Here is a 15,130-nt window from a genome sequence, read left to right as displayed (position 1 = left end):
AAAATTAAAAAGACAGAAAGGAGACAGATTGTGGTTCACCAGTATAAAAATAACGGATACAACATCGTAATGGATATCTGCAGCGGAGCCATTCACGTGGTAGACGATGTGGTATATGATGTGGTTGCTCTTTTTGAAGACAATACTCTGGATGAGATCAAGCAGAAGCTTTCTTACGGAGAATCTGAGGTGGAAGAAGCTTATCAGGAGGTTCAGGAGCTGAAAGAACAGGGCCTTCTGTTTACGGACGATATATATGAAGACTATATTAAAGAGGTAAAGGAACGGAAAACCGTTGTCAAGGCTTTATGTCTTCACATTGCCCATGACTGCAACCTGGCCTGCCGCTACTGTTTTGCGGAGGAAGGTGAATATAAAGGAGACCGGGCGCTGATGAGTGCCGAGGTGGGAAAGGCTGCCCTTGATTTTCTGGTGCGAAGCTCCGGAAACCGTCATAATCTGGAAGTGGATTTCTTCGGCGGCGAGCCGACCATGAACTTTGGCGTAGTCAAAGAAGTGGTGGAATACGGCCGCTCTCTGGAAGAAAAATATGACAAGCACTTCCGGTTCACTCTGACCACCAACGGAATTTTATTAAATGATGAGATCATGGAGTTTGCCAACAAGGAGATGGACAACGTGGTCCTGAGCGTGGACGGCCGGAAGGAAGTCAACGACTATATGCGTCCGACCCGCAACGGTAAGTCCAGCTATGACATCATCATGCCGAAGTTTATCCGCTTTGCGGAGTCCAGACATCAGCAGAAGTATTATGTGAGAGGTACATTTACCAGAAGAAATCTGGATTTCTCCAAGGATGTCATTCATCTGGCAGATCTGGGCTTTGAGCAGATTTCCATGGAGCCGGTGGTGGGTCTGCCGGAGGAACCTTACGCTATCCGTGAGGAAGACCTGCCGCAGATTTTTGAGGAATACGACCGCCTCGCCAAAGAGATCATCAGGAGAAATCAGGAAGGAAGAGGCTTTAATTTCTTCCATTTTATGATCGATCTGACCGGCGGTCCATGTGTGGCCAAGCGGCTTTCCGGCTGCGGCAGCGGAACAGAATATCTGGCGGTGACGCCGTGGGGAGACCTCTATCCGTGCCATCAGTTCGTGGGTGAGGAGAAGTTCCTGCTGGGCAATGTCTTTGACGGTATCAAGAGAACAGATATCTGCGATGAATTCCGGCAGTGCAATGTTTACACGAAGGACAAGTGCCGGGAATGTTTCGCGAGATTTTACTGCAGCGGCGGCTGTGCTGCGAATTCCTACAAGTTCCACGGTGTCATCGACGACGCTTACGAGCTTAGCTGTGAGATGGAAAGAAAACGTGTAGAATGTGCCATTATGATTCAGGCCGCGCTGGCACAGGAAAGGGAGTAATGAGATGGCTAGTAAACGTAAAAAGAACAGCAATCCAAAGCGGAATGCGGTTCTGACCATTCTGGTGACGATCGTTGTCGCTGCTGTGTGTCTTTACACAGTTTTGGTCGGCCTTGGAAAGAATCACCTTGGTTCCGCCAAAAATATCGAGCTGGGTCTTGACTTAGCCGGCGGCGTCAGTGTCACCTACGAAGTAAATGAAAAGAATCCTTCCCAGACGGATATGGATGATACCAGATATAAGCTGCAGCTTCGTGTGCAGAATTACAGCACAGAGTCAGAGGTATATCAGGAAGGCTCCAACCGGATCACTGTGGAGATTCCGGGAGCAACAGATGCCAATGAGATTTTGGAGGAACTGGGAAAACCTGGTGACCTTTCCTTCCAGACAGAGGACGGAACGGTAGTGCTCACCGGCTCCAACATCAAGAGTGCGGAAGCCGGCACCTATGATGAGAACGGTATTGCCAATTATGTGGTTTCCCTGTCCATGGATGATGAGGGGGCAAAGGCTTTTGCCGATGCCACGGCAGCGAATATCGGCAAACCGATTTACATTTATTATGACGGACAGGTAGTCAGCGCTCCGACGGTGCAGTCTTCCATCACCGATGGAGAATGTGTCATCGAGAATATGGAAAGCTATGAGGAGGCAGAAGATCTGGCGTCCACCATCCGAATCGGCGCCCTGCCGCTGACTCTTACGGAAGTACAGTCCAATGTGGTGGGAGCAAGACTGGGGCAGGATGCCATTGACACGAGCCTTCTGGCCGGCGCCATCGGTATTGTGGTTATCTTCTTGTTTATGACCATTCTTTACCGGATTCCTGGTCTGATGTCCGGTTTCGCGTTACTGATCTATGTGATCCTGAATCTGCTGGCGATCAACGGATTTAACGCCACATTGACCCTGCCCGGTATCGCCGGTGTCATACTGGCCATTGGTATGGCGGTGGACGCCAACGTTATTATCTTCACCCGTATCAAGGAGGAAATCAATGCCGGCAAGTCGGTGATCAACGCCATTGAAGCCGGTTATCACAAGGCGCTGTCTGCCATTCTGGACGGTAACATTACCACTCTGATCGCGGCGGCGGTGCTCTGGTTCAGAGGCTCCGGTACGGTCAAAGGTTTTGCGCAGACTCTGGCCATCGGTATCATTTTATCTATGTTTACCGCTCTGTTTGTGACAAAACGGCTGATGCTCAGCGTTTATAACCTGGGGCTTAAAGATGAGAAGTTCTACGGACGTGCAAAGGTATTCAAAGTATTTAACTATATTAAGTTCAGCAAGTTCTGTATGGTGGCGTCTGCCATTGTGATCATTTTGGGCTTTGTGTTCCTGCCGATCAATAAGAAGTCCATCGGTGAAGTGCTTAATTTCGACCTGGATTTCTCGGGAGGTACCGCCATCACCATGACTCTGGATGATGAGATTACCGATACTCTTGACCAGCAGATCTGTGATACGGTGAGAGAGACTGTCGGAGGAGGAACGGTACAGAGTCAGAAAGTGCAGGGAGCCAATGAGCTGGTGGTGAAGACCGGCGAGCTTTCTCTGGATAAGAGAGAGGCTCTGGAAACTGCTCTGAAAGACAGCTATTCGATTTCGGATTATCAGGTACAGCAGATTACAGGAAGTGTTTCCAGTGAAATGCGTCAGGATGCCGTCATTGCGGTGGCAATCGCGTCGATCTGCATGCTCATTTATGTGGCGTTCCGGTTTAAAGATGTTAAGTTTGGCGTCAGTGCGGTGCTTGCTCTGCTTCATGATGTGCTCTGTGTCTTTACGGTATATTCCGTTGCCAGACTGTCGGTGGGCAGTACATTTATCGCATGTATGCTGACCATTCTCGGATACTCGATCAATGCGACGATCGTTATTTTTGACCGTATCCGTGAGAATCTGAAAGATACTCAGCTGACCAAACAGGGTCTGGATGTGGTGGTCAACACCAGTATCAGCCAGACACTGACCCGTTCCATCAATACATCGCTGACAACCTTTATCACCATCACCATTTTGTATATTGTAGGTGTTGCGGCTATTAAAGAGTTCTCACTGACATTGATGTGCGGTGTTGTTTTCGGAGCATATTCTTCCGTATGTATTACGGGACCGCTGTGGTACCGCATGAAGATGTTTTCTGACAGAAGAAAGGCTGGCAAGAAGAAGGCGGCACAGCAGGACGAGATAAAGAAGGATGAACCGAAAAAGACATCCAAAAAGAAGAAAAAATAGAAATGTATCATTCAGGGGGCTGCCGGGGGCGGCGGGCTTCTTCCGGGCGGCAGGAAATGGAGAACCTGCAGCCGGGAGGAAAGAACGCCGTGGGTTTGGCGCCTCCTTCTTTTTGTGTTGGAAGAGATTTCGACGAAGTTTTTACAACAGAGGACTTACAGCGGAGATCGTCTTCTGATACAGTTTTTCAAAGGATGACAGAAGGGAGGAATCAGGTGGAGCAGTGGTTTATTTCCGCCAAGAGGGCGGATTTTAACGGAATCGCCAGAAGGTTTCACATCAGTCCGGTGCTGGCGAGACTCATGCGGAACCGGGATCTGACCACAGAGGAAGAGATGCAGCGGTATCTTTATGGTTCTCTGGAGGATCTGTATGATCCTTCGCTGCTTAAGGATGCCGAAAAAGGCGTTGCGATCATAAAGAAAAAAATTACAGAGGGGAAAAGAATCCGCATTATCTCTGACTACGATGTGGACGGCGTATCTTCCAACTATATTTTGTATAAAGGACTTTCCAGATGCGGCGCTCAGGTGGATTACCGGATTCCTGACCGGATTGCCGATGGTTACGGCATCAATGAACATCTCATTGATCAGGCGTATGAAGATGGTGTCGATACGGTGATCACCTGTGATAACGGGATTGCCGCTGCGCCGCAGATTGCTTACGGCAACAGCCTGGGAATGACCTTTGTGGTGACGGATCACCATGACGTTCCGTTTACAGAAGAGGATGGCGTCCGCCGGGAGATTCTTCCGGAGGCATCTGCGGTGATCAATCCAAAGCAGGCGGACTGCCCGTACCCTTTTAAAAATATCTGCGGGGCGGTGGTCGTCTATAAATTTATACAGCTTTTGTATGATGCCTTTGGAGTTGACCGGCGGGAGACAGAAGAATTCCTGGAGATCACAGCCATGGCAACGGTCTGTGATGTGATGATTTTGCAGGATGAGAATAGGATTCTTGTAAAAGAGGGCCTGCGACGGATGAATCATACAAGGATTCCCGGACTTCGGGCACTCATTGCCGCCAATCATCTGGAGGAGAAAAAACTGACGGCTTATCACCTGGGCTTTGTTCTGGGACCCTGCATCAATGCTTCAGGCAGACTTACAACAGCGAAAAAAGCCCTGGATTTACTGCTTTGCACCGATATATCCCGCTGCAGAGATATGGCGGAGGAGCTGCTGGAACTCAATGCCGAAAGAAAAGAGATGACCCGGAAAGGGGAGGAGGATGCCCATGCGTATCTGGAGTCCACCGGGTATATCCATGATAAGGTTCTGGTGGCTTTTTTGCCGGATTGTCATGAAAGTATTGCAGGAATTATTGCAGGAAGAATCAGAGAGTGCTATAATAAACCGGTCTTCGTCATTACCCGGACGAAGGAAGGACTGAAAGGATCCGGCCGTTCCATAGAGACCTATCACATGTATAACGAGATGGTGAAAGTGAAGGACTGCTTTACCAAGTTTGGCGGTCATCCTATGGCGGCGGGGCTTTCCATGGAAGAGGACAGGCTTCCGGAACTCAGAGAGAGGCTCAATGCCAACGCAAAGCTTACGGAAGAGGATTTTGTCAAAAAGGTACATATTGATATTGCCCTTCCGGTTTCGTGGCTGTCAGAAGAGTTTTTATCGGAGCTTGATCTGCTGGAGCCTTTTGGAAATGGGAATCAGAAACCGCTGTTTGCCCAGAAAGGATTTTACATTACGGGAACCCGGATTCTCGGAAATACGGGACGGTGTTTGAAAATGTTTCTGCGGGACGAGGAAGGATACAGCATGGATGCCATTTATTTTGGCGATACCGCCCATTTTTTTCAGGATATGGAAGAATGCTGCGGCAAAGAGGAAACGGAGCGCCTCAAAAAAGGTCTGCCTTCCGTTATCCGCATGGACTGCACGTACTATCCGGAAATCAATGAATGGAGAGGACAAAAGACCATGCAGATTGTGGTGAAGAATTATCGTTTCAACTGCGGAAGCAGTCAGAAACAGACAAAAAATACGGGTACGTATGCCGAACATAGAAGATAAAATCATAAAAGACAAAGAAGAAAGTAAATGAGGGATGGTCAATGACAGTAAAGAAAATAGAGAAAAAGAAGATCCGTCTGATCGGGCTTGATCTGGACGGGACTACTCTGACGACAGATAAGAGACTGACGCCCCACACAAAAGAGGTGCTGGAGGCATGTATCCGTCAGGGAATCGAGGTGCTTCCGGCGACGGGAAGAGTCTGGTCGGGAATTCCGAAAGAACTGACGGATATTGAGGGAGTCCGCTATGTAATCTCATCAAACGGTGCAGCTGTGGTGGAACTGGCCACAGGAAAGGCAGTCTACACCAACGGTATAGGCTGGGAGAGAGCGCTGGAGATTTTTGATCTGCTGGAGGAATACGACACCTTTTATGATGCCTATGCCATGGGCAACGGCTGGTGCGAGGGACGGTTCTATGATGATCTGGATGCCTTCGGTATTGAGCATTATCTGCAGCCTATGGTAAAAAAATCAAGGACAAGAATTGATGACCTGCGCGGCTGGGTGAGAGAACATAAAGTTCCGGTGGAGAAGATCAACATGTTTTTTAAGGATGAGGAAAACAGACAGAAAGCGTTCCGGGAACTCTCACAGCTTCCGGATTTGGCGGTCACCTGTTCCCTGAGCAATAACCTGGAGATTAATCACTGCACCTGTAATAAGGGAGATGCTCTTTTGAATCTCGGAAGGATTTTGGGTATTCCTATGAATGAGATCATGGCCTGCGGTGATGGCAATAATGATCTGGAAATGGTCCGGGAGGCCGGTGTGGGCATTGCCATGGAGAATGGAGAAGAGAGTGTAAAAGAAGCCGCCGATTATATTACCGCCACCAACGATGAGGAAGGTGTGGCCCGGGCTATTGAATTGTTCTGTGATCTTAAGTTAAAAGAACCGGTTAAATAAAAGATTTCTATAAGGATTTGCCGTTTTTTCTGTTTTTTCGATGGCATTTCTGTTATAATAAAAACGCAGTTTAACATAAGAACTCCTGCAGCAGGGCTGTGTCCCTGAAGGAGAAATACATTATGTTAGAGAGAAAGGGTGGGCAGAGTGAGAAAGCTTGAAGATTATGTCAAAAGTATTCCGGATTTTCCGAAACCGGGAATTATTTTCCGGGATGTGACTTCGGTCCTGCAGGATCCGGAAGGATTGAAACTGAGTATCCATGAATTGATGAAACGTCTCGAAGGGACGGAGTTTGATGTGGTTGCCGGAGCAGAAGCCAGAGGATTTTTGTTCGGCATGCCTCTTGCCTATAATAAGAGCAAGGGATTTGTTCCGATCCGGAAGAAAGGAAAGCTTCCGCGGGAGACCATCAGTGAAGAATATGACCTGGAGTACGGTACGGAAACCATCGAGATGCACAAGGATGCCATCTTCCCGGGCCAGAGAGTAGTTCTGGTGGACGATCTGCTGGCAACAGGAGGAACGGCCGCTGCTGCCATCAAGATGATCGAGCGGCTGGGAGGAAAGGTTGTCAAGGTGCTGTTTTTGATGGAACTGGCCGGCCTGGAAGGAAGAAAAGAGCTGGAAGGCTACGATGTGGATTCTGTCATAGTGTATCCGGGTAAATAATAAAAGCGTGCTGTTTCTGCCGGCGGACGACCGCCGGCGGGAACGGCGTTTCCCTGTGCGGTACTTCCGCACGGGGATTTCTTTGTGATACAGAGATAAAGTATACAGAATAGGTGGATTGTTAGATTTGGAACATTTGAATTTATTACAGCGAATTGAAAATAAGTCAGCAAGCTTCAGTAAGGGACAGAAGCGTCTGGCACAGTATATTACCGATAATTTTGATACAGCGGCATATCTGACCGCTTCCAAGCTGGGAAAAGAGGCGGGCGTCAGCGAATCCACGGTGGTCCGCTTTGCCTATCAGCTGGATTATGACGGTTATCCGGAACTTCAGAAAGCGATCCAGGTAATCGTAAAAACCAACTCCAATTCCATACAGAGGATGTCCCTCTCTTCCAAACGGTATCAGGAAAAGGGCGTGCTGAAAAGCATTTTGTCTACGGACTGTGAACGTCTGCGGGATACCATGCAGAACGGAATTGATGAAGAAGAATTCAACAAGGCTGTCAAGTTTATCAACGAGGGCCGAAGATTATATATATTGGGAACAAGAAGTGCGGCCCACCTGGCTGGTCTCATGGGCTACTATTTTAAGATGCTTTTTGACAACGTGATCGTGGTGGATGCCAACAGCACTTCGGAAACCCTGGAGCAGATTTATAATATGCAGCCGAACGATGTGATGATCGGTATCACGTTTCCAAGGTATTCCAAGAGAACTATGGTAGCTTTACAGTTTGCCAAAGACCACGGGGCAAAGACCATCGCTCTCACGGATAACGCGCAGTCGCCGATCGTGGAATTCGCTGACTGCAGCCTGTTTGCCAAGAGTGATGTGATGACCATCGTGGATTCTCTGGTCTGTGCGCTGAGTGTGGTCAATGCGCTGGTGACTGCCATCGCTCTTCTGCGGAAAGATGATGTGGAGAAGCGTCTCATGGCTCTGGAAGAGATATGGAATGAATACGATGTATATAACAGGAGCGCCGACTGAATATGAGAAAAGTGATTATCATCGGCGGAGGGGCAGCCGGTATGATGGCTGCTATTTCTGCCTCAAAAGAAGGAAAAAAAGTCCTTCTTTTAGAAAAAAATGAAAAACTGGGAAAAAAACTGTTTATCACCGGCAAAGGACGCTGTAATATTACCAGCGCCTGTGATCCCGATGAGTTTTTAAACCATGTGGCCACCAATTCCCGGTTTCTTTACAGCTCCTTTTCCCGTTTTAATAACCACGATGTGGTCAGACTCTTGAATGATGCGGGGCTTAAGACTAAAGTGGAGAGGGGACAGAGGGTATTTCCGCAGTCCGACCATTCTTCGGATGTGATCGGAACGTTAAAAAGGCTCTGTGACCGGAATCACGTGGAGATTCTTTATCATGCAAAGGTGGAGAAAATTCTGCTGCATGATCATGAAGGGGTGTCCGGTGAGAAGAACCGTTCCTTTTCCGGTGTACAGCTTTCGGACGGCAGGGTGATTCAGGGAGATTCCCTCATCATTGCCACCGGCGGATGTTCCTATACTTCCACAGGCTCTGACGGGGACGGATACCGTCTGGCCAGGGAGCTGGGACACAGTATCCGGCCGGTGTACCCGTCCCTGGTTCCTTTTATTATGAAAGAAACGTGGTGCAGAGATCTCATGGGACTTACGCTCAAAAATATCTCCATCCGGGTTAAAAACGGAAAAAAAGTCATCTACGAGGGGTTCGGGGAGTTTTTGTTTACTCATTTTGGTGTCAGCGGTCCTCTGGTGCTGACAGCCAGCACCTGCCTTGGAAAGTATCAGAAGGCACTGGAAGCCGGGCAGCTTACGCTGCTGCTTGACTTAAAGCCGTCTCTTACCATGGAACAGCTGGAAAAACGTTACCTGCGGGAGTTTGACACTTATCGCAACAAAAACATTTCCAATGTGATCGAGAGAATGCTTCCGAGGAAGATGGTTCCGGTTTTCCTTCGGGAAGCCGGCGTGCCGGAAGACAAAAAGGTGCGGGATATCACCAAAAAAGAGCGTCGCCGTATGGAAGAGCTCATGAAGGGCATGGAAATGCACATCACCGGCGTGCGTGGATTTGAGGAAGCCATTGTTACCAGAGGCGGTGTCAATGTGAAGGAAGTCTCACCGACGACCATGGAATCCAAACTGGTGGACCATGTTTTCTTTGCCGGGGAAATTCTGGATGTGGACGCGGTGACGGGCGGCTTCAATCTGCAGATTGCCTGGTCTACCGGGTATACGGCAGGGTACTCCGCCTGATGTTTTACGGGAAAAAGACGAACAGTTTTCCGGAGACTGATTGACAGCCAGAATATTTTAGGGAATTTTTTGCGTAAAAAAGGGGTTCCTTTTTTGTTTCGTTTGTGTTAGAATGGTTTAGTGTAGGCAATGCTGTGTCAGTAGACATAGAACAGATGAATACCAGAGACAGGAGGCAGTATCCATGTATTACAGTATTGCGATTGATGGTCCGGCAGGTGCCGGGAAGAGTACCATTGCGAAAGAGATTGCGAAGAAGATTCATTTTATATATGTGGATACCGGCGCCATGTACCGGGCGATTGCCCTTTATTTTCTTCGAAAAGGGATTGACGGTCATGACACGGAGAAGATTTCCGCGGAGTGTCCGAAGATACAGGTGAGTCTCGGGTATGACGAGGAAGGGAAGCAGCAGGTTTTTCTGAATGGTGAGAATGTGACACCGTTTATCCGCACAGAAGAGGTTGGCAAGATGGCATCCCTTACAGCGGCGATTCCTGCCGTGAGAGCTGCTCTGCTTGATCTGCAGAGGAATATGGCCCTCACATCCAGCATTTTGATGGATGGCAGAGATATCGGGACCAACGTGCTTCCGGATGCATCCCTCAAGATTTATCTCACCGCCTCGCCGGCTGTCCGGGCGAAGAGACGCTACGATGAGCTGCGGGCGAAGGGGACAGATTGTGATCTGTCTCAGATAGAGAAAGATATCATAGAGAGGGACAAGCAGGATATGAACCGGGAGATTGCCCCGCTTAAGAAGGCGGACGACGCCGTGCTGGTGGATTCCTCAGACATGTCCATCGACGAGGTGGTCGACACGGTGATTGCCGAATATAATAAAATAATTTTGCCGGAGTAAAGAATGGAAATCAATATAGCAAAGTCTGCTGGCTTTTGTTTTGGGGTTCGAAGAGCTGTCGATACAGTTTATAAAGAATCTGGAAAGAAGAATGTTTATACTTATGGCCCCATCATTCACAACGATGAAGTTGTGGCTGACCTTGAGAGGCAGGGAGTCGGAGTTATCTACGACAGCAGGGAGTTTCGTTCCTTAGGAGAAGGAACCATCATCATCCGTTCCCATGGAGTACCTAAGGCGATTTACGATGAGATTGCAGAAGCAGGTCTCGATCTGGTCGATGCAACCTGTCCTTTTGTCCGGAAGATTCACCGGATTGTGGAGAGAGAGAGCAGGGAAGGCAGAGTAGTTATTATTGTGGGCAACAACCATCATCCGGAAGTGGAAGGGATCATGGGCTGGTGCCATATCAGGCCGATTGTCATTGAGAATCGGGAGCAGGCAGAAGCGATTGCAGTTGATGCGGATACAAAACTATCTATTGTATCACAGACGACATTTAACTACAATAAGTTTCAATATCTAGTTGAAATTATCTCAGAAAAGGGTTATGATATAAATGTTTTTAATACGATTTGTAATGCCACGGAGGAGCGGCAGAAGGAGACCAGAGAACTGGCTATGCGTTCCGACGCGATGATCGTCATCGGCGGCAGACACAGTTCGAACACTCAAAAACTTTTTGAGATAAGTAAAAAAGAATGTAGTAATACTTTTTATATACAAACAAAAAATGATTTGAATATGGAGGATTTTCATAATATCGGGATACTCGGTATTACTGCAGGGGCATCGACCCCAAACAATATTATCAAGGAGGTTCATGAAAGCATGGCGGAAATGAGTTTTGACCAGATGCTGGAAGAAAGTTTTAAGACAATCAGAAATGGAGAGGTTGTTCAGGGTACTATTATCGATGTAAAAGAGGATGAGATCATCTTAAATATTGGATATAAATCTGACGGTATCATTACAAGAAACGAATATTCCAACGACCAGAACTTAGACCTGACCACAGTTGCCAAGGTTGGCGATGAGATGGAGGCTAAGGTTCTGAAAGTGAATGACGGCGAGGGACAGGTTCTCTTAACTTACAAGAGACTGAAAGCCGAGAAAGGCAACAAGAGATTAGAGGAAGCCTTCAATAACAAAGAAGTGTTAAAGGCAAAAGTTGCCAAAGTATTAGACGGTGGTTTAAGTGTTGTTGTGGAAGATACAAGAGTATTCATCCCGGCAAGCCTCGTATCTGATACTTATGAGAAGAACTTAAAGAAATATGACGGTCAGGAGATCGAATTTGTGATCACTGAGTTCAATCCTCGCAAGAGAAGAATCATCGGTGACCGCAAACAGCTTCTGGTTGCTGAGAAAAAAGCAAAACAGGAAGCATTATTTGCAAGAATCGAGCCGGGCATGACAGTGGAAGGAACTGTAAAGAATGTCACAGATTTCGGTGCGTTCATTGATCTGGGCGGCGCTGACGGACTTCTGCACATCTCTGAGATGAGCTGGGGTCGTGTGGAGAATCCAAAGAAGGTCTTCACTGTAGGCGAGCAGGTTAAGGTTCTTATCAAAGACATCCAGGGTGAGAAGATTGCGTTATCTCTGAAGTTCCCGGAGACAAATCCTTGGCTTACTGCAGATGAAAAATACGCTGTCGGCAATGTCGTAACCGGCAAGGTTGCCCGTATGACAGATTTCGGTGCGTTTATTGAGCTGGAGCCGGGCGTTGACGCTCTTCTTCACGTTTCTCAGATTGCAAAAGAGCATATCGAGAAGCCTTCCGATGTATTAAAGGTTGGTGAGGAAATCACTGCTAAGGTTGTAGATTTCAAGAAAGATGAGAGAAAAATCAGCCTGAGTATCAAAGCTCTGGATACTCCAAAAGAAGACTAATCAATCTGTAATTAAGAAAGGTGTTGTATGACTACAGCACCTTTTTTTTATAATGGGGTGTGGGAATGAAGGAAGATAGGAATACTATATTGATAGTGGAGGATCAGAAAATCAACAGAACCATTCTGCGCTATATGATTCAAAAAGATTATGACGTGCTGGAGGCGGAAAATGGTGCGGAGGCATGGAAGATTCTTGAACAAAAGAACGAGGAGATTATCGCCATACTTCTGGATATCGTTATGCCTGTTATGGATGGTTATGAGTTTCTGAGAAAAATCAAGGGGTCTTCCTGGGATAGTATTCCCATTATAGCCATGACCGGAGATAATGATATCTCCACGGAAGAGCGCACCCTGGAACTGGGAGCATGGGATTTTATTATCAAGCCGTATAAAGAGCGGATTCTCATGACCCGCCTGAAAAATGCCATTGCCAGAAGCCGTATGGGATATTTGAAGCAAATGAAACATATGGCAGAGCATGATTCGGTGACAGGACTTTATAACCGTGTGCAGTTTTTTAAAAAGACGGAAGAAATGCTCAGGAAATATCCAACAGAGCCTTTTGTATTTATCCGTATGGATATCAAACGGTTCCGTCTGATCAATTCTTACTGGGGAGAAGAAGGCGGCAATCGCATTCTGTGTTTCATGGCAGATCTTCTCCGGAAAATTTCCGGCTGGTATCCGTATTGTGCCTTTGGAAGAATTGAGTCGGATATTTTCGGTATCTGCATTCCATATGAAAGAAGAAACTGTGAAAACATGGTTTATTTTCTGATTCAGAAGATTTTAAGCTACAGTACCAGCTTCGCTCTGGAGCCGTCTTTTGGTATTTACCGCATTGAGGATAACAGTACGCCGGTGGAGAATATGTTTATTTTAGCCACCATGGCCAACCGCAAGATAAAAAACCGTTATCAGGATTATGTTGGCATTTATGATGAAAAGCTGGGACAGCAGATCATGCAGGAACAGGAAGTGTTTAATGACATGCGGCCGGCTCTGGAGAAGGAAGAGTTCGTCATCTACTTTCAGCCAAAATATGACGGATACACGCAGCTTCCCTATGGAGCGGAAGCGCTGATTCGGTGGAATCACCCGAAAAAGGGGCTCATTGCTCCCGCACAGTTTATCCCGGTTCTCGAAAAAAACGGTTTTATCGAGAAGCTTGACTATTATGTCTGGGAGAAGGTTTGCCAGTACATAAAAAAATGGAAAGATCAGGGATTGACTCCGGCGCCGATTTCAGTGAATATGTCCAGAGTGGACTGTTCCAATGCCGGTCTTCCGGATAAACTTACCCGTCTGGTAAGAAAATACGATATTTCTCCGGGACTGCTGCAGCTGGAACTGACAGAGAGTGCCTATATGGATAATCCGGATTTTGTCAACAACATGATCTGTGAACTTCGGAAAAGGGGGTTCCGGATTATGATGGATGATTTTGGCAGCGGTTTTTCTTCCTTGAATACTTTAAAGGACATTCAGGTGGATTACCTGAAACTGGATATGAAGTTCCTGTTTTCTCACTCGGATGATTTTAAGAGCAAGAGGATCCTGTCTTCAGTAGTTTCCATGGCAAAATGGCTTCGCCTTAAAGTGATCGCCGAGGGCGTGGAGACAGAAGAACAGTTTGATTTTTTAAAGAGAATCCAGTGCGATTATGTGCAGGGCTATTATTTTTCGCGTCCGATGCCTGTTTCAGAATACGAAGAAAAAATCATACCGCTCATTGAGAAGAATCCGGATATTGAGGATCTGACATTGCAGCAGCAAAACGCCGTGTATATGTCGCAGGATATTTATGAAAAAATATATGCCGATGAGCTGACAGGGCTGTATAATCGACGGTTTCTCAATGAATGGATGTTCCTGGACCGGATGCGTCCGGGGGAAGAGCTGCGGAGTGTGGCGATGATTCTCATGGATATCCGTAGTTTTAAAGAAATCAATGACACCTATGGCCATCTGGAAGGGGACGAAGTGCTGGTAAAGGTGGCCTCTGTGCTGAAGACTTCGGTGAGGGACAGTGATTCCGTTATCCGCTATGGCGGCGATGAATTTCTGGTGATATTCCTGAACTGTCCGGAAAAGCGTGTCTACAGCCGGATGGAAGAAATCTGCACACTGCTGGCGCAGATTGTCTATGGAGAGAAGGGATCCAGACATATCACGGCAGATTTTGGAATATCCTATACTGAAGATTTTGAAAAAACCAAAAGTTTTCTCAATACCATGATAAGCCGGGCAGACTCCCGCATGTATGAAAATAAAAAGAAAAAAATGTGAACGTCAATCTCTGCGAAGGTTTCCATAAGGGCAGAGGTCAGAGCGTGCTGATAAACAGAGCAGCTGCTCCGCAGAGAAGTCCGAGGGCTGCTCCCCAGAGAACATCTTTTGGAAAATGTACACCCGCCACGACGCGGATCAGGGCCAGCAGTACGCCGCACAGAAGAAGGAGTATACCGACAGGCAGAAGTACGCCGCACCAGAGGGTGCCGATCAGAAAGATAGAAAATACATGGCGGCTGGGAAAAGACTGTCCGCCGCCGTCTCTGGCAATCAGCGGTTCCATGTCATATACTTCATATGGCCGGGGACTGTTGAGGATTTTCCGGATCCGGCTCATGGCCAGAAAGAAAAAGGCCGGGACGAACAAAAACGCGAAAAAGCGTTTATCCTCCAGAACTGCAGTCCAGCCCAGCAGAACCGGATATAAAAGAAAACCCGCCAGGGTGAGGAAGCGGTTGAAAAGATTTAAAACAGAAACATATTGTGGGTGCGTCCGGAAGGGGCGCATTATTTTTTCGTAAAATTCAGAATGCATGTGAGTTCTCCATAATCATTGTAAGATA

At 47.3% G+C, this 15,130-nt stretch carries 11 protein-coding genes; 10 read left to right on the top strand and 1 reads right to left on the bottom strand.

Annotation, left to right across the window (positions count from 1 at the left end; translation table 11 throughout):
• Positions 1-30 precede the first annotated feature (30 nt).
• The 10 genes from scfB (at position 31) to B5E53_RS04150 (ending at position 14,564) form a co-directional block, all read left to right on the top strand.
• Positions 31-1,386 carry a thioether cross-link-forming SCIFF peptide maturase gene (gene scfB, locus B5E53_RS04195; protein WP_087312791.1) on the top strand — a complete coding sequence of 452 codons (1,356 nt, stop codon included), beginning with the start codon at positions 31-33 and terminating at the stop codon, positions 1,384-1,386.
• 4 nt (positions 1,387-1,390) lie between these two features.
• Positions 1,391-3,628, top strand: a complete 2,238-nt coding sequence (gene secD / locus B5E53_RS04190; protein WP_087312790.1) for a protein translocase subunit SecD — start codon at positions 1,391-1,393, stop codon at positions 3,626-3,628.
• A 2-nt stretch (positions 3,629-3,630) separates the two neighbouring features.
• Entirely contained in the window at positions 3,631-5,667 is a 2,037-nt protein-coding gene (recJ, locus tag B5E53_RS04185) for a single-stranded-DNA-specific exonuclease RecJ (protein ID WP_343215584.1), read from the top strand.
• Between the two features lie 41 nt (positions 5,668-5,708).
• Positions 5,709-6,578 carry a Cof-type HAD-IIB family hydrolase gene (locus B5E53_RS04180; protein WP_087312789.1) on the top strand — a complete coding sequence of 290 codons (870 nt, stop codon included), beginning with the start codon at positions 5,709-5,711 and terminating at the stop codon, positions 6,576-6,578.
• Between the two features lie 147 nt (positions 6,579-6,725).
• Positions 6,726-7,250, top strand: a complete 525-nt coding sequence (locus tag B5E53_RS04175) for an adenine phosphoribosyltransferase (protein WP_087312837.1) — start codon at positions 6,726-6,728, stop codon at positions 7,248-7,250.
• 127 nt (positions 7,251-7,377) lie between these two features.
• On the top strand, positions 7,378-8,247 hold the full coding sequence (locus B5E53_RS04170) for a MurR/RpiR family transcriptional regulator (RefSeq protein WP_242963506.1): 870 nt from the start codon (positions 7,378-7,380) through the stop codon (positions 8,245-8,247).
• A gap of 2 nt (positions 8,248-8,249) precedes the next feature.
• Entirely contained in the window at positions 8,250-9,512 is a 1,263-nt protein-coding gene (locus B5E53_RS04165) for an NAD(P)/FAD-dependent oxidoreductase (protein WP_087312787.1), read from the top strand.
• 184 nt (positions 9,513-9,696) lie between these two features.
• Complete coding sequence (gene cmk / locus B5E53_RS04160) at positions 9,697-10,374, top strand: (d)CMP kinase (RefSeq protein WP_087312786.1); 678 nt, start codon at positions 9,697-9,699, stop codon at positions 10,372-10,374.
• A gap of 3 nt (positions 10,375-10,377) precedes the next feature.
• On the top strand, positions 10,378-12,270 hold the full coding sequence (locus B5E53_RS04155) for a bifunctional 4-hydroxy-3-methylbut-2-enyl diphosphate reductase/30S ribosomal protein S1 (RefSeq protein ID WP_087312785.1): 1,893 nt from the start codon (positions 10,378-10,380) through the stop codon (positions 12,268-12,270).
• Between the two features lie 95 nt (positions 12,271-12,365).
• Entirely contained in the window at positions 12,366-14,564 is a 2,199-nt protein-coding gene (locus B5E53_RS04150; RefSeq protein WP_162611781.1) for an EAL domain-containing protein, read from the top strand.
• Positions 14,565-14,601: 37 nt separating this feature from the next.
• Here B5E53_RS04150 and B5E53_RS04145 read toward each other — a convergent pair whose 3' ends face one another.
• On the bottom strand, positions 14,602-15,102 hold the full coding sequence (locus tag B5E53_RS04145) for a phosphatase PAP2 family protein (protein WP_087312783.1): 501 nt from the start codon (positions 15,100-15,102) through the stop codon (positions 14,602-14,604).
• Between the last annotated feature and the right edge of the window lie 28 nt (positions 15,103-15,130).

This window comes from Eubacterium sp. An11 (genome assembly GCF_002161065.1).
Classification (GTDB): domain Bacteria; phylum Bacillota; class Clostridia; order Lachnospirales; family Lachnospiraceae; genus Anaerobutyricum; species Anaerobutyricum faecale.
This window is presented reverse-complemented; position numbering and strand designations above follow the sequence as displayed.

What these genes read in the sequence shown, in the direction of transcription:
- secD (WP_087312790.1), top strand. Translation starts at nt 1,391, where the DNA reads ATGGCTAGTAAACGTAAAAAGAACAGCAATCCAAAGCGGAATGCGGTT.
- recJ (WP_343215584.1), top strand. Translation starts at nt 3,631, where the DNA reads ATGTATCATTCAGGGGGCTGCCGGGGGCGGCGGGCTTCTTCCGGGCGG.
- B5E53_RS04180 (WP_087312789.1), top strand. Translation starts at nt 5,709, where the DNA reads ATGACAGTAAAGAAAATAGAGAAAAAGAAGATCCGTCTGATCGGGCTT.
- B5E53_RS04165 (WP_087312787.1), top strand. Translation starts at nt 8,250, where the DNA reads ATGAGAAAAGTGATTATCATCGGCGGAGGGGCAGCCGGTATGATGGCT.
- cmk (WP_087312786.1), top strand. Translation starts at nt 9,697, where the DNA reads ATGTATTACAGTATTGCGATTGATGGTCCGGCAGGTGCCGGGAAGAGT.
- B5E53_RS04155 (WP_087312785.1), top strand. Translation starts at nt 10,378, where the DNA reads ATGGAAATCAATATAGCAAAGTCTGCTGGCTTTTGTTTTGGGGTTCGA.
- B5E53_RS04145 (WP_087312783.1), bottom strand. Translation starts at nt 15,102, where the DNA reads ATGCATTCTGAATTTTACGAAAAAATAATGCGCCCCTTCCGGACGCAC.